Source organism: Achromobacter sp. K91 (assembly GCF_003576205.1).
Lineage (GTDB): Bacteria > Pseudomonadota > Gammaproteobacteria > Burkholderiales > Burkholderiaceae_B > Achromobacter > Achromobacter aegrifaciens.
The window spans coordinates 57396-71865 of record NZ_QWFB01000052.1 but is presented as its reverse complement, the minus strand read 5'-3'; the positions used below and the strand labels follow the sequence as shown (position 1 = coordinate 71865).

The following is a 14470-nucleotide window of genomic DNA, read 5'->3' as shown; positions in this document are numbered from 1 at the left end:
GGCGTCCGCGCGCAAGATAATTCCAGAGGAGACTGCATGAACCCGAGCAAGAGACAATTCCTGGGCGGCGCTGCGGCGCTATGCCTGTCGCCGTGGTTGCCGGCATGGGCGCAGCCGGGCGACTGGCCGACGCGCGCGGTCCGCATCATCGTGCCTTACCCGCCCGGCGGCTCGTCGGACATCATCGCGCGCATCCTGGCGCCGCGCCTGGCCGACGCCCTGAAGCAGACCGTGGTGGTCGAGAACAAGCCTGGAGCCAATGGCAACCTGGGCGCCGGCCTGGTGGTGCAGGCGGCGCAAGAGGGCCATACCGTGCTCTTGTGCGACGTGGGGGCGCTGGCGATCAGTCCGTCCGTGTACACCAAGCTGTCTTTCGATCCGTCCAAGGACTTGCGCGCGGTCGGCATGCTGGCCTATTCGCCGCACGTGCTGGCCGTGCATCCCGACGTGCCGGCCAAGACGGTGACCGAACTGGTGGCCCTGTCGAAGAAGCAGCGCCTGAACTTCGCGGTCACGGCGATCGGCAGCGCGCCGCATCTGGCCGCGGTCGCCGTGCAGCAGGCGACGGGCGCGCAATGGGAGTATGTGCCCTACAAGGGCGGTTCGCAGGCGGTGACGGACACCATAGGCGGGCAGACCCAGGTCATCATGAATGGGTTGCTGGCCACGTTGCCCCACATCAAGGCCGGCAAGCTGCGGCCGATCGCGATCTCCAAGCGCGAACGCATGCAACTGGTGACTGACATCCCCACCATTTCCGAACAGGGCGTGGCGGGCTTCGAGTCCGGCACCTGGCAAGGGGTGATGGCGCCCGTGACCACGACCGATCCCGTCGCCATCCGCTTGTCGGAACTGATGGCGCAGATCGTCAACCAGCCGGACGTGAAGGCGCAGTTGAACGAACAGGGCGCTGAAATCGTCACCCGCAATCCCGCCGAACTGGCGCAGTTCTTCAACAGCGAACGCGCGCGCTGGGCGTCGGTGGTGAAAAGCGCGGATATCCGGCTGGATTGACGGCGGGGCTGCCTGGACAGGCATTCAGGCGCGGGAGCACACTGGAATCATCCCGCGTCCGTCCAGGCCCCGGCGCGACGCGGGCCCGGGCTGCGCAGGCAACATCGCGCGCGGCCGCAGACCAGGGGCAGAGGGGCTGCAGCCATGAAAATTCTTTGCGCCGCCGCGCTGCTGGCGGCGGCCTGCGGGCCAGCCGTCGCGCAAGGCGCCGGACCCGCGGTTCCCCAACCCCCGCCTTCGGCCCGCGTCATACCCGATGCCTGCGTCGGCGCATCATGTCCCCGGCTGGTCAATCCGGGCGCTACCCAGGAACCCTGCCTGGGCACCGGTTGCGCCACCGCGGGCAGGCCGCCTGGCCCGCCCGCGCCGCCCTCCAGCGGACCGAGCCGCCAGCCCGGCTGGATGAGCCCCGCGCCATCCCGCCTGCCGCCGATGCCGGCGCAGCGCGGCGTGCCGACGGGGCCGCTGACGCCTGCGCCGCCGTTGCCGGTGCCGAGGTGATGCGGGGGGATGGAAGGCGGCAAAACCTCATGGCGGTGCCGACCGCGCATCCGCCATCCGCATGTACGACCGATAAGGCTCCGCCTCCACCATGTCCCGCAGCAATTCACGCAGGATGTCCTGCACTATCTTCACCGCCTGCGTCAGCGGCCGGTTCGATGCGGTAGCCAGCATCAGGCGGGTGGACAGGGCGGGATTGACGATCCTGCGGGCGACGAGCTGGCCGCTGTTCAATTCGCCTACCACCGCAGGCAGGGCCAGCACCGTGTGGGCCAGTCCGTTCAAGACGATTTCCTTCATCAGTTCCAGCGCGTCCATTTCGAACACGACATTCAGGGGCGCATCGGCCTGCGCTGCCGCCTGTTCCAGCGTGCGGCGCAGACCATGGCTGCGCGTGGGCAGCGCCAGGGGCAGATCGCCCAGCTGAGCGAAGTCGATGGAGGGCAAGGCCCGCGCGGCGGGGGACAGGTTCTGTGCGGGCGATACCAGCGCCAGGTCCAGCTCGGCCAGGGGATCGACCACCACGTGCTGGGAACGCCGCGCATCGTGCAGCACCGCGATGTCGACGCGGGCGTTGGCCAGCCATTCGTGCACATAGCCGCTGTAGCCGGTGATGACGTTGAGCTGGATGCGCGGATGGCGCTTCCAGACTGCCGCCACCAGCGGCATGCCGACCATGTGGGACAGCGTGGGCGTCAGGCCCAGCGTGACCTGGCCGGAGGGCGATTTCTGCTCGTCATGGAATTCGGTCACCACCCGCGCCATTTGCGCCAGCAAGGGGCGCAGGCTATCCAGCAGTTTCTCGCCTTCCGGGGTCAAGGACACGCCGCGGCCGTTGCGATAGAGCAGGGCGCAGCCGCATTCGTCTTCCAGTTTTCTGACCTGGCGGCCCAGCGCCGATTGCGCGATGCCCAGCACCGAGGCGGCCTTGGAGAAGCTGCCCGAGTCGGCCACGTGGATCAGGTTTTCGATCTTGCGCAGGTCCATCGCGATGTCTCGCCGCCAGCGCTTGCGGGCGGCTCCTCCTTGTGTGCGTTTTTTGTATATCTGATAGGCACAGTATGCCTACATGGCCTGCCGCCAGCCACCCTAGAATTCCTGCGTATCAGACCCGCGCCTGCGCGCTTGCCCTTGGTTTCCTGCCCTCCATGACACCTGCTGCCGAACTGAACACGTCTTCCCACGCCTTGCTCGGGGTCTTCGCCCGCAACGGCATCGACCGGGTCTTCCTGGTCCCTGGCGAAAGCTATCTGGGCGTGCTCGACGCCTTGCACGATTTCGCCGGCATCGACGTGGTGACCTGCAGGCACGAAGGGGGCGCGGCATTCATGGCGTGCGCCGATGGCCGGTTGACGGGCCGCCCGGGCGTGGTCATGGTGTCCAGGGGACCGGGCGCGGCGAATGCAGCCATCGGCGTGCATGCCGCGCAGCAGGACGGCGTGCCGCTGATCCTGCTGATCGGGCAAGTGCCGCGCAAGGACCTGCGCAAGGAGGCCTTCCAGGAGATCGATTACCAGAAGATGTTCGGTTCGATCGCCAAATGGGTGCATGAGGTGGCGGCGCCCGAGGACGTGGCCTGGGCCGCTTTCAAGGCTTTGCGCGTGGCCGCTTCGGGTACGCCAGGGCCAGTGGTGCTGGTGGTGCCGGAAGACGTCCAGCAGGCCTGCGTGCCGCAACCGGACTGGGTGGCCGAGCCGGCCAGTCCCGCGCAGCCGGCGCCCGCCGCGCTGGCGCGACTGCAAGCCTTGCTGGACGCCGCCCGCAAGCCGCTGATCATTGCCGGGGGCGCCTTCAACGCGCCGGGCGGCCGCGAGGCGCTGCGGCAGCTGGCGGAGCGGCACGGCATACCGGTGGCAGTATCGTTCCGCCAGCATGACTTGTTCCCCAACACGCATCCGCTGTACGCCGGCGACCTGGACCTGGCGACGCAGCCCGCGCAGGTGGAGGCGTTCGATTCCAGCGATCTGATCCTGGCCCTGGGCACGCGCCTGGGCGACATCACCACCCAGGGCTACACGTTTCCGGCCTATCCCAGGCCGTCGCAGACGCTGGTGCATTGCCATGCCGACGCGCATTTCGTGAACCAGCACTTTGCGGCGGACGTGGGCATCATCGCGGATCCGGTGGCCACGGCGCAGGCGCTGGCCGCGCTGCCGGCGGCGGACCGTGGCGGGCGCGAGGACTGGGCGGAATCCTTGCGCGCGATCCGCGAGCGCTCCGCCGCCTGGCCCGATCCAAAGGCCGACGATGGCGTGCCCTTCGTGTCGGTGGTGCGAGCGCTGGCAGAACAGGCGCCGCCGGACCTCATGGTTTGCCTGGACGCGGGCACCTTCGCGGCGCCGGTGTATCGCCACTTTCCCTTCGTCTACCCGCAACGGCTGATGGCCTCGCAATCGGGCGCCATGGGCTACGGCACGCCGGCGGCGATTGCCTCGCAGCTGCGCAATCCGCATGGCAAGGTGGTGTGCCTGGTTGGCGACGGCGGCTTCATGATGACGGGCAACGAGATGATGGCCGCGGCCGAGCGCGGACTGCCGGTGTTCTTCATCGTCTCCAACAACAATTGCTATGGCTCCATCCGCCTGCATCAGGCGCGCACCTATCCCGGGCGCTACGCGGGCACCAATCTGGCAAGTCCCGATTTCGCGATGATGGCGCGCGCCTTCGGCATGCAGACCGAGTATGTCACCCATCCGGACCAGGTGGCCGCGGCCATCGCCCGCGGGCTGGCCTCGGCCGCGCCGTACTTCGTGGAGGTCAAGACCAGCCTCGCCGCGATCCTGCCGGACGGCGCGGACAGCGCGGCCGGCATCGACCTTCTGGGGCGAGACCAGGCAGGGGCTCAATCGCGGTAGCCAGGATCCTTCCTGTCCATCAGACGCACCATGGCCGGCCATTCCAGTTCGCCGAAGGGGCGGCGCGTTGTCGGCTGATACAGGTGCCAGGTCTTCTCGACGACCTCTGGCGGCGGCACGCATAGTTCGCGGTTGGCGGCCAGGGCGTCGACCTGCGCCTTGCAGGCCATCTCCAGCCAATACAGTGTGTTGAATGCCTGCGCGATGCTCGGGCCGGCGGCTAGCAGGCCGTGGTTGCGCAGGATCATCGCCTCGGACTGGCCCAGGTCCGCCACCAGGCGCGCGCGCTCGTCCAGGTCGATGGCCACGCTCTCATAGTCGTGGTAGGGAATCTTGGCGAAGCGCATGGCGGTCTGGGTCAGCGGCAGCAGGCCGCATTGCAGCGCCGATACCGCCATGCCGGCCCGCGTGTGGGTATGGATGACGCATTGCACGTCGTGGCGCGCGCCGTGCACGGCGCTGTGGATCACGTAGCCCGCAGCGTTGATGCCGTACTCGCCGGGATTGTCCAGCACGTTCCCGTCCAGGTCTATCCTGATCAGGCTGGAAGCGGTGATTTCGTCGTACATCATGCCGTAGGGATTGATCAGCAGATGGCCCTCGGGCCCGGGTATGCGCGCGGTGATGTGGTTGTAGATGAGATCGCTCATGCCAAAGTGGGACACCAGCCGGTAGCAGGCGGCCAGTTGAATGCGGGTGTCGCGTTCCGCGGGGCTCATGGCTTTTTGCATGGTTCGGGTCTCCGGTTCAGTCGCTGGCCTTGACGTTGAAATCGCGGACCACCTTGCCCCACGATTCGTATTCGGATTTCATCAGCGCGCCGAACTCGGCGGGCGTGGCGGTGGTGCGGACCTGGGCGCCCAGGTCCGCCAGCTTGTCGCGCACGGCGGGGTCTGCCAGCACGGCGTTGACCTCGACGGCCAGCTTCTGCTGGATCTCGGGCGGGATGCCGGCGGGCGCGATCAGGCCCAGCCAGGCGCCCATGTCGAAACCGGGGTAGCCCTGTTCGGCGACGGTGGGCACCTCCGGCAGGCTCGCGACCCGCTCAGGGGTGCTGACGGCGATCGCCTTCAGGCGTCCGGCTTTAACCAGGGCCAGCGAGGACACCATGGTGTCGAAGGTGGCGTAGGTCCGCCCGCCGACGATATCGGTCTGCGCCTGGCTGCTGCCTTTGTAGGGCACGTGGATCATGCTGGCGCCGGCCTTGGCCAGCAGCACCGAGGTCACCAGATGGCTGGTGGTGCCGACGCCGGTGGTGGCGTAGGTGTACTGGTTCGGTTTGGCCTTCACGGCAGCGAGGAAGTCCTGCAGGTTGTTGGCCGGATTGTCGGGGCTGACGACGAACAGGTAGGGCAGCCAGGTCAGCAGGCCGATGGGCGCGAAATCCTTGCGCGCGTCGTAGTTCAGGTTGGGATAGACATGCGGGTTGATGGCTTGCGGCGCGGACGCGCCGATCATGAGCGTATAGCCGTCGGGCTTGGCGCGCGCGCCCAGGCCGGCGGCGATGGAGCCGCCCGCGCCAGGCTTGTTCTCGACGATGAACTGCTGGCCCAGACGCTGCGCCAGGCGGTCGCCGACCATGCGGGCGACGGTGTCGGTGGCCGTGCCGGGCGGGAATCCGACCAGGATCGTGACGGGCTTGGAGGGATAGGGGGCTTGCGCCCAAGCCGGCCCGGCTGCGGCCCAGGCTGTGGCGGCCAGCATGGCGGCCAGCGCGGCTCGCCTTGTCGCATTGCGCATCGTAGTCTCCAGTCATTGTTCTGATGGCGGGAGAGCGCCTGCGCCTGCCCGCAACGGAACCGCGGTGGGCAGCCCGTCGCCGTTCAAGGTCGCACAAGGGCCCACCGCCTTCAATGGCGCTGGCGGCCAAGCAGATAACGCGAAATGGCAAGGATGGCGGACGCCGCGCGGGCGTCCGCCCAGGGGATCAAGCCGTCAGGCTGATCCAGGTCGTCTTCAGGTCGCTGTACTTGTCCAGCGCGTGCAGCGACTTGTCGCGGCCGAAGCCCGACTGTTTGACCCCGCCGAAAGGCACGGTGATGTCGCCGTCGGCGTAGCAGTTGACCCACACCAGGCCCGCGCGCAGGCGGCGCGAGAGACGGTGCGCGCGCGACAGGTTGGCAGTCCAGAGCCCAGCGCCCAGGCCGTAGATCGAATCGTTGGCCAGCCGCACCGCGTCGTCCTCGGTGGCGAAGCGCTGCGCGGCCAGCACCGGGCCGAAGATCTCCTCGCGCACCAGGCTGCTGTCCTGGCTGGCGCAATCGAAAATCGTCGGTTCGATGTAGTAGCCCCCGGTGGCGCCCAGGGCCTGGCGCCCACCCATGCGCAACTGCGCGCCTTCGGCCGAGCCCGCTTCGATGCGGGCCAGCACGCCGCGCATCTGGCGTTCGTCGACCATGGCGCCCATGGCGGTGGCGGGATCCAGCGGATCGCCCGGTTGCAGGGCAGCGGCGTAGTCCGCGACCTTGGACATGAAGGCGTCGTAGATGCCGTCCTGCACATACAGGCGCGAGCCTGCGATGCAGACTTCGCCCTGGTTGGAGAAGATGGCCAGGGCCGCAGCCTGAGCGGCGCGGTCCAGGTCGGGGCAGTCCTCGAACACGATGTGCGGCGACTTGCCGCCGCACTCCAGCCACACGCGCTTCAGGTTCGATTGTCCCGAATACTCCATGAAGCGCTTGCCGGTGGCGGTCGACCCGGTGAAGGCGATGCAGTCCACATCGGGATGCAGGCCCAGCGCCTGGCCGGCCTGCGCGCCCAGGCCGGGCACCACGCTGAAGACGCCGGCGGGGATGCCTGCTTCCTCGGCCAGCGCCGCCAGCCGGATGGCCGACAGCGAGGCCTGTTCGGCCGGTTTGAGGATGACGCTGTTGCCGGCGGCCAAGGCTGGCGCGACTTTCCAGGCGGCCATCATCAGCGGGTAGTTCCACGGCACCACCGCCGCGACCACGCCCAGCGCTTCGCGCGTGATGGTGGCCAGCGCGTCCGGGCCGGTGGGGGCGACCTCGTCGTAGATCTTGTCGATCGCCTCGGCGTACCAGGCGTAGCAGCGCGCCGTCTCGGGTACGTCGAAGGCCAGCGCGTCGCGGATGGGCTTGCCCATGTCCAGCGTTTCCAGCAGCGCGAGTTCCTCGCGGTGCTCGTCGATCAGCGCGGCCAGGCGCAGCAGATGCTGCTTGCGCTGGCGCGGCGCCAAGGCGCTCCAGACGCCGGCTTCGAAGGCGCGGCGGGCGGCCTGCACGGCGCGGTCCACGTCGGCCGCGCCGCAAGACGCCACGTCGGCCAGCTTGCGCCCGTCTATCGGGCTGGTGGCGGGGAAGGTGGCGCCATCGGCCGCGTCGCAATAGGCGCCGTCGATGTAGGCCTGGCCATTGAAGGCGAGCGCGGCGGCGCGGGCGCGCCAGTAGGCGGCGTCCTGGGTCATGAGCGGACCTCCTGGGCGTTGGCGCGCGCCACCATGGCGTCGAGCAGCACGTTGCACCCGGCTTCCAGGTCAGCGGGCTTGGCGTCCTCGATCTCGTTGTGGCTGACGCCGTCCTTGCACGGCACGAAGATCATGGCGGTTGGGGTGACGGCGGCCATGTAGACCGCGTCGTGGCCCGCGCCGGTGACGATGTCCATGGCGGCCAGGCCGCGGCGCGCGGCGCCGTCGCGCACCTTGCCGACCAGGTCCGGGTCGAACGGGGTGGGCGGGAAGTACTGCACGTGCTTCACGTCCACTTCCACGTTGTGGCGCTGGGCGATTTCGGCGCAGATTTCGTGCCAGCGCTGGTCCATGCGGGTGAGCGTGGCCTCGTCCTCGTGGCGCAGGTCCACCGTGAAACGCACCTGGCCCGGGATGACGTTGCGCGAACCGGGGTGCGCGTGGATTTCACCCACGGTGCCGCGGCCATGCGGCTGGTTATCGTTGGCAATGTCGACCACCGCCTGCAGCAGGAAGCTGGAGGCGTACAGCGCGTCGCGCCGGATCGGCATGGGGGTGGGGCCGGCATGCATTTCCATGCCGGTCACGGTCACGTCGTACCAGCGCAGGCCGAGCGACCCGGTCACCACGCCAACCACTTTTTCTTCATGCTCCAGGATCGGGCCTTGTTCGATGTGGGCCTCGAAATAGGCGCCCACCGGGCGCCCGCCCACGGGGTCCGTGCCGGCATAGCCGATGGCTGCCAGCTCGTCGGCCACCGACTTGCCGTCGCGGTCGGTCGCGGTCAGCGCCACTTCCAGCGGGAATTTGCCGGCGAATACGCCCGAGCCCATCATCACGGGCACGAAGCGCGAGCCTTCCTCATTGGTCCAGATGGCGACTTCCAGCGGCGCCTCCGTGACCACGCCGTGGTCGTTCAGGCTGCGCATGACCTCCAGGCCCGCCAGCACGCCATAGCAGCCGTCGAACTTGCCGCCGGTGGGCTGGGTGTCGATATGGCTGCCGGTCATGACCGGCGGCAGGTCATTGTTGCGGCCGGCGCGGCGGGCGAAGATGTTGCCCACCTGGTCCACGCGCAGCGTCATGCCGGCATCGCGCATCCAGCCGGTGACCAGGTCGCGGCCCTGGCCATCCAGCGCGGTCAGCGCCAGGCGGCAGTTGCCGCCCTTGGCCGTGGCGCCGATCTGCGCCAGGTCCATCAGCGACTGCCACAGCCGCTGTCCGTTGATCGATATCGTCGTCATGTTGGAGTTCCTCTGTGTCAGTGGCTGGCGGTGGCATTGCGGGCCAGTGCGGCTTCGCGGATGCCCATCAGGGTTTCGCCCGGCGAAATGCCATTGGCGTCGTAGCGGATTTCCAGAAGGGCCGGCATGTTCTCGCGTTCGGCAAAGGCCAGCGCGCGTTCGAATGCGGGACCGAAGCTGGCGGTGTCTTCCACGGCTTCGCCGTAGCCGCCGTAGCCGCGGATGATCTGCGTGAAATCCGGGTTCTCGAAGGACAGGGCGATGGTGCGCGCCGGGAACTCGCGTTCCTGGTGCGCGCGGATGGTGCCCCAGATGCCGTTGTTGAACACCAGCACCACCACGCCCAGGCGGTATTGCAGCGCCACGCCCAGTTCCTGCATGTTCATCTGGAAGCAGCCGTCGCCGGCATAGCAGACCACCGTGCGTTTGCGGTCTTCCAGCTTCGCCGAGATCGCCGCCGGCAGGCCGTAGCCCATGGAGCCCACGGTGGGCGTGAGGCTGGTGCCGGGGCCGGCATAGCGGCGGTAGCGGTGGGGGTACAGCGCATAGTTGCCCGCGCCCACGGTGATGCAGGCGTCGGCCGGCACGTGCGCGTCGACGTAGGCGGCGGCCTGGTCCAGGCTCATCGGCCCGGGCGATGGCAGCGGCTTGAGGCTATCGACAAGTTCCTGGTGCGCGGCGCGCACCGCCTCGCCGCGCGCCGTCTTGTGGCCGGGGACCAGGCCCGCCACGCTGGCGGCGAAGCTGGCCACGTCCGCCACGATGGCCTGGGTGGGCGAGAACACGCGGCCCAGTTCGGCGGCGTCCGGATACACGTGGATCAGTTGCTGGCGCGGCAGCGGGCTTTCGATGACGGTATACCCTTCGGTCGTGGCCTCGCCCATGCGCGTGCCCACGGCCAGCACCAGGTCGGCGTCGTGCAGGCGCTGGCGCAGCTCGGGCGTCATGGCCCAGCCGACGTGGCCGGCGGCGTTGGGGTGGCGCTGGTCGAAGCACTCCAGGCGGCGCCAGGCCGTGCCTACCGGCAGCTCGAAGCGTTCGGCGAAGCCGGCGATCTGGTCGATGGCGGTCTGGTGCCAGCCATTGCCGCCCAGCAGCAGGAAGGGACGTTCGGCAGCGTCCAGCAATTGGGTCATGCGGGCCAGGTCGGCGGCGCCGGGATGGCTGTGCACGCGCGGGTAGCGCGGCAGGTCGGCCACGCGGGCGCGGCCCCACAGCGTGTCCTCGGGCAGCGCCAGCACCACGGGGCCGGGACGGCCGCTGGTGGCAATTGCGAAGGCGCGCGAGATGTACTCGGGGATGCGGTCGGTGCGGTCGATCTGGGCCACCCATTTGGCCATCTGGCCGAACATGCGGCGGTAGTCGATTTCCTGGAAGGCTTCGCGCTCCATGAAGTCGTTGCCCACCTGGCCCACGAACAGGATCATCGGGGTGGAGTCCTGGAAGGCGGTATGCACGCCGATGCTGGCGTTGGTGGCGCCCGGGCCCCGCGTGACGAAGCAGATGCCGGGTTCGCCGGTCAGCTTGCCATAGGCTTCGGCCATGTAGGCCGCGCCGCTTTCCTGGCGGCAGACGATGGCCTCGATGGCATCGGTGTGGTCGTTCAGCGCGTCGATGCAGGGCAGATAGCTTTCGCCGGGGATCATGAACACGCGGCGCGCGCCATGGATGCGCAGCTGCTGCATCAGGATCTGACCGCCATTGCGTTCGGGAATTGCTGCTGACGTCATGCGGAGTCTCCTTGTTGCGGGACGGCCTGCGCGCGGCGCTCGGCGGCCCATCGTTCGAATTGGTGATGGCGCGCCAACAGGCGGCGCGCGGTGTTGTAGACAGGCGGATCGATGCGCTCGGCGTCGTGGCGGCCGGCGCGCTGGGCTTCATAGCGGGCGACGCAATCATGGGCCGCCATGACTTCGTCCGGGGCGGGCGTGAACACCGCGTGGATCAGCTTGACCTGGTCGGCCACGGTGGCGCACTTGGACTTCAGGCCCATGCGGCGGGCCCAGCGCACATCGGCTTCCAGCGCCGGCATGTCGCGGTAGTTGAAGGGGCAGTCGATGGGCAGGCAGCCGGCCGCCGTGCAATCCAGCAGGAAGCGGGCGCGCAGGTGATGCAGTTCGATGCCGTCCTTGCCGCGTTCGGCGCCCAGGCTGGCGGTCAGGTCCTCGGCGGCCAGCAGGCAGGCGGACACGCGCGGGCTGGCGGTCAGGATGTCATAGGCGCGGTGCACGCCCAGCGCGGACTCCAGCGTGGGCACGATCTCGGTGCTGCCCGCGGGCAGGCCCAGTTCGGCTTCCAGCGCGGTGATCGCCTGGTCCAGCGCGGCGATCTGCGCCGCGCTTTCGGCGTGGGGCAGGAACACCGCGTCCGGCGCGCCCGGCATCACGCCGCGCAGGTCCGCCAGGCCGTCGTCTTCGAGCTTGTTGATGCGCACCGCGGCCACCACGCCCAGGGCGCGGCAGCGGCCGAACAGTTCGGCGATGATGGGGCGCGCGGCTGGCCGGTCCGCCGGGGCGGTGAACTCTTCCAGGTCCGCGACCAGCGCATCGGCGCCGCTGGCCAGGCCGTCGGCCTGGGCGTTGGGGTCGAATCCGGGCACGAACATCCAGCTGCGGCGCAGGAAGGGGGGACGGCGGGAGGGGGTGATAGGGGTCATTGCACGTGCCTCGGCAGGAACAGCACCAGTTCAGGTACGAAAGTCAGCAGCAGCATGACCGCGGTCATGGCCAGCATCATCCAGGACAGAGGACGCAGGGTCTGCATCATGTTGATGCCGCCGATCTTGCACGCGGCCATCAGGTCGACCCCGACGGGCGGCGTGTTGGCGCCAATGGCCATGTTGATCGACAGCAGGATGCCGAAGTGCACCGGATCGATGTTGTAGTGCGCCAGCACCGGCATCACGACCGGGGCCACGATGATGATGACCGGGATCGCTTCCATGAAGGTGCCCAGGAGCAGCAGCACCACGGTCAGCACCAGCAGCACGGCGGTCTTGCTGTCGGTCCATTCGACCAGCAGCGTGGACAGCGCCTGCGGCACCTGCTCGGCCACCAGCACCCAGGCGAACAGGCCCGACGCGCCGATGATGAGCAGGATGGACGCGCTGCTTTCGCCGGTGGACTTCAGGTTGTCCCACAGCGACTTCAGGCTCAGCGTGCGATACCAGAAGAAGCCGATCAGCAAGGCGTAGATGATGGCGCTGGAGGCGGCCTCGGTAGCGGTGAAGATCCCGAAGCGGATGCCGCCGATGATCAGCACCGGCACCATCAGGGCAGGCAGCGCGTCGATGGCGGCGGCGCGCAGTTCCGGCCAGCTGAATGGCTGGCCGCCGGCCCAGTTGTGCTTGCGCGACTGCCAGACGGCCACGCCGATCAGCGACAGCCCCAGCAGGATGCCCGGAATGATCCCGGCCACGAACAGCTTGCCCACCGAGGTGTCGGTGATGGTGCCGTAGACGATCAGCACGATGCTGGGCGGGATGATGGTGGAAGTGGCGCCGGCGCTGCCGACCAGGGCGCAGGAAAAGCCCTTGTCGTAGCCGCTGCGGGCCATGGCGGGCAGCAGCAGGCTGCCGATGGCGACCACGTCGGCCACGCCGGAACCGGACAGCGCGCCGAACATCAGGCAGGCCAGCACGGCCACCACCGCCAGGCCACCCTTGATGTCGCCGACGATGGCGGCGCACAGGCGCACGATGCGCTGGGTCAGGCCGGCGCCGTTCATCAGCTGCGCGGCCAGGATGAACAGCGGAATCGCCAGCAGCGTGAAGCTGTCCAGCCCCACCACATACTGTTGCGCCGCCACCATCATGGGCGCGGAGTCGAAGACCGCCAGATAGGCCAGGCAGGACAGCACCAGGCCGAAAGCGATGGGCATGTCGATCAGCACCGTGATCGTGAACACGCCCATCAGGAAGAGAGCACCCGTAGACATCTTGTTAATCCTTTGCAGCGGCGGGAGCGGAAGAGAACAGCTGCGCCAGGTGCACCACGATGGTGATGGCGCAGGCGAAAGGCAGCGCCAGGTAGACGGTGCCGGCGGACACGTCCAGCGCGGGCAGGGTCTGGTCCATGGTCAGCTCGGCCAGCTGCCAGCCGGCATAACCCAGCGCCGCCAGGCCGACGATGATGAGCGCCTGGTTGATGCGTTCAAAGGCGTTGAGGATCCGGGGATTGCGCACCACGAAGGGCAGCAGCCCGGCCATCAGGTGCGAACGCTCATGGCTGCAGACGACGCCGCCGATGAAGGCCGACCACACCAGCACCAGCCGCGGCAGTTCCTCGGCCCAGTGCGGCGTGGTGTGGGTGACGAAGCGGGCGAACACCACGTAGGAGATCAGGATCGCCAGCAAGGCCACCGCCAGGGCGGCGAAGGCCTTGCTGATGCCCGACAGGATCGCGGACAGTCGGTTGAGCATTACTTGGCCTCGCGGTACTTCTGCACCAGCGCCATCAGCTCGGGGCCGTAGGTGACCGAGTAGGTCTTCCACACCGGCTCCACCGCGGCGGCGAAGGCGGCCTTGTCGACCTCGTTGACCTGCATGCCCTTGTCCTTCAGCTGGGCGATGTATTGCTGGTCGCCGTCGGTGATCATCTGGCGCTGGGCGTCGCGCCACTTGTCGGCGGCGGCCTGCACGATCTTCTTGTCCTCGGCCGAGAGGCGGTTCCACACCGGCTTGGAGATGATCAGGTTGGCCGGACCCCAGACGTGGCCGGTCAGCGACAGGTACTTCTGCACCTCGAAGAAGGACGAGGTGTAGATGATGGACAGCGGGTTCTCCTGGGCGTCGAACACCTTCTGCTGCAGGGCCGAATACAGTTCGCCGAAGGCCAGCGGCGCGGGGTTGGCGCCCAGCGCGGTAAAGGTGTCCAGGCGCATCTTGTCGGGCGTGACGCGGGTCTTCAGGCCGGCCAGGTCGGCGGGTTTGGCCACCGCGCCGCGGTTGTTGGTGACGTGGCGAAAGCCGTTTTCCCACCACGAGATGATGGTCAGGTTCTTCTTGTCGGCCAGCTTGGCCAACGCCTCGCCCAGTTCGCCGTCGAAGGCCTTGTAGGCCTGTTGCGAGGTCGACCAGGTATAGGGCAGCTCGACCACGCCGAACTTGGGTTCGATGGGCTGCAGCGAGCCCGAGCCGATGATGGCCGCGCCCTGGCTGCCGATCTGCAGGCCTTCGAGCATGGTCTTTTCATTGCCCAGCTGGCCGCTGGGGAACAGCACGAAATTGACGCGGCCGGCGGTCTTTTCCTTGACCTCGGCGGCAAAGCCTTCGGCGGCCTTGTTCCAGCTGTGGCTGGGCGCCAGCACGTGGCCGAGCTTGATATCCAGGGCGTGGGCCGACAACGGCGCGAGGCCGGCGAGGGCGAGCAGGGCGGCGGCCAGCAGGGCCGGTTTCTTTTGAGGAGCGGTGGTCATGGCGGAACTCCGGGAGC

13 protein-coding genes are annotated in these 14470 nt (G+C 68.3%); 3 read left to right on the top strand and 10 right to left on the bottom strand.

The genetic code is table 11. The features are described from left to right. The first annotated feature begins 36 nt into the window (after positions 1–36). Complete coding sequence (locus tag DXK93_RS25200) at positions 37–1014, top strand: tripartite tricarboxylate transporter substrate binding protein (RefSeq protein WP_119451504.1); 978 nt, start codon at positions 37–39, stop codon at positions 1012–1014. A 144-nt stretch (positions 1015–1158) separates the two neighbouring features. Beyond that, positions 1159–1515 carry a hypothetical protein gene (locus tag DXK93_RS25195; protein WP_082401004.1) on the top strand — a complete coding sequence of 119 codons (357 nt, stop codon included), beginning with the start codon at positions 1159–1161 and terminating at the stop codon, positions 1513–1515. A 27-nt stretch (positions 1516–1542) separates the two neighbouring features. Here the strand turns inward: DXK93_RS25195 and DXK93_RS25190 are convergent, their stop codons facing one another. After that, on the bottom strand, positions 1543–2502 hold the full coding sequence (locus DXK93_RS25190) for a LysR family transcriptional regulator (protein WP_054454505.1): 960 nt from the start codon (positions 2500–2502) through the stop codon (positions 1543–1545). Positions 2503–2663: 161 nt separating this feature from the next. Between DXK93_RS25190 and DXK93_RS25185 the strand changes: the two genes are divergently transcribed. Beyond that, complete coding sequence (locus tag DXK93_RS25185; RefSeq protein WP_054454504.1) at positions 2664–4370, top strand: thiamine pyrophosphate-dependent enzyme; 1707 nt, start codon at positions 2664–2666, stop codon at positions 4368–4370. Here DXK93_RS25185 and DXK93_RS25180 read toward each other — a convergent pair. The 9 genes from DXK93_RS25180 to DXK93_RS25140 all read right to left on the bottom strand — a co-directional run bounded on the left by DXK93_RS25180 (position 4358) and on the right by DXK93_RS25140 (position 14453). After that, the gene (locus DXK93_RS25180; RefSeq protein WP_054454502.1) at positions 4358–5101 is read right to left on the bottom strand and encodes a class II aldolase/adducin family protein; all 744 of its coding nucleotides are present in this window, start codon (positions 5099–5101) and stop codon (positions 4358–4360) included. The two genes, DXK93_RS25185 and DXK93_RS25180, sit on opposite strands and share 13 nt — an antisense overlap. 16 nt (positions 5102–5117) lie before the next feature. Continuing rightward, complete coding sequence (locus DXK93_RS25175; protein WP_119451503.1) at positions 5118–6110, bottom strand: tripartite tricarboxylate transporter substrate binding protein; 993 nt, start codon at positions 6108–6110, stop codon at positions 5118–5120. A 187-nt stretch (positions 6111–6297) separates the two neighbouring features. After that, positions 6298–7794, bottom strand: coding sequence for an aldehyde dehydrogenase (locus tag DXK93_RS25170; RefSeq protein ID WP_119451502.1), 1497 nt, complete (start codon positions 7792–7794; stop codon positions 6298–6300). Continuing rightward, positions 7791–9038, bottom strand: a complete 1248-nt coding sequence (locus DXK93_RS25165) for a Zn-dependent hydrolase (RefSeq protein WP_119451501.1) — start codon at positions 9036–9038, stop codon at positions 7791–7793. The genes DXK93_RS25170 and DXK93_RS25165 overlap by 4 nt, the downstream gene beginning before the upstream one ends. Positions 9039–9055: 17 nt before the next feature. Beyond that, positions 9056–10768, bottom strand: a complete 1713-nt coding sequence (locus DXK93_RS25160; protein ID WP_119451500.1) for a thiamine pyrophosphate-binding protein — start codon at positions 10766–10768, stop codon at positions 9056–9058. Beyond that, positions 10765–11694 (bottom strand): CoA ester lyase, encoded by a 930-nt coding sequence (locus DXK93_RS25155; protein WP_054454493.1) that lies wholly within the window; start codon positions 11692–11694, stop codon positions 10765–10767. Before DXK93_RS25155 ends, DXK93_RS25160 begins: the two co-directional genes overlap by 4 nt. After that, a complete protein-coding gene (locus DXK93_RS25150; protein ID WP_054454491.1) occupies positions 11691–12974 on the bottom strand; it encodes a TRAP transporter large permease in 1284 nt (427 codons plus the stop codon). Before DXK93_RS25150 ends, DXK93_RS25155 begins: the two co-directional genes overlap by 4 nt. A gap of 4 nt (positions 12975–12978) precedes the next feature. Continuing rightward, a complete protein-coding gene (locus DXK93_RS25145) occupies positions 12979–13458 on the bottom strand; it encodes a TRAP transporter small permease (RefSeq protein WP_054454489.1) in 480 nt (159 codons plus the stop codon). Next, on the bottom strand, positions 13458–14453 hold the full coding sequence (locus DXK93_RS25140) for a DctP family TRAP transporter solute-binding subunit (RefSeq protein ID WP_054454487.1): 996 nt from the start codon (positions 14451–14453) through the stop codon (positions 13458–13460). Before DXK93_RS25140 ends, DXK93_RS25145 begins: the two co-directional genes overlap by 1 nt. Positions 14454–14470: the final 17 nt, after the last annotated feature.

Coding starts and splice junctions, on each gene's coding strand:
- DXK93_RS25180 (WP_054454502.1), bottom strand. CDS start 5,101: ATGCAAAAAGCCATGAGCCCCGCGGAACGCGACACCCGCATTCAACTG.
- DXK93_RS25200 (WP_119451504.1), top strand. CDS start 37: ATGAACCCGAGCAAGAGACAATTCCTGGGCGGCGCTGCGGCGCTATGC.
- DXK93_RS25140 (WP_054454487.1), bottom strand. CDS start 14,453: ATGACCACCGCTCCTCAAAAGAAACCGGCCCTGCTGGCCGCCGCCCTG.
- DXK93_RS25170 (WP_119451502.1), bottom strand. CDS start 7,794: ATGACCCAGGACGCCGCCTACTGGCGCGCCCGCGCCGCCGCGCTCGCC.
- DXK93_RS25185 (WP_054454504.1), top strand. CDS start 2,664: ATGACACCTGCTGCCGAACTGAACACGTCTTCCCACGCCTTGCTCGGG.
- DXK93_RS25195 (WP_082401004.1), top strand. CDS start 1,159: ATGAAAATTCTTTGCGCCGCCGCGCTGCTGGCGGCGGCCTGCGGGCCA.
- DXK93_RS25160 (WP_119451500.1), bottom strand. CDS start 10,768: ATGACGTCAGCAGCAATTCCCGAACGCAATGGCGGTCAGATCCTGATG.
- DXK93_RS25175 (WP_119451503.1), bottom strand. CDS start 6,110: ATGCGCAATGCGACAAGGCGAGCCGCGCTGGCCGCCATGCTGGCCGCC.
- DXK93_RS25150 (WP_054454491.1), bottom strand. CDS start 12,974: ATGTCTACGGGTGCTCTCTTCCTGATGGGCGTGTTCACGATCACGGTG.
- DXK93_RS25190 (WP_054454505.1), bottom strand. CDS start 2,502: ATGGACCTGCGCAAGATCGAAAACCTGATCCACGTGGCCGACTCGGGC.
- DXK93_RS25155 (WP_054454493.1), bottom strand. CDS start 11,694: ATGACCCCTATCACCCCCTCCCGCCGTCCCCCCTTCCTGCGCCGCAGC.
- DXK93_RS25145 (WP_054454489.1), bottom strand. CDS start 13,458: ATGCTCAACCGACTGTCCGCGATCCTGTCGGGCATCAGCAAGGCCTTC.
- DXK93_RS25165 (WP_119451501.1), bottom strand. CDS start 9,038: ATGACGACGATATCGATCAACGGACAGCGGCTGTGGCAGTCGCTGATG.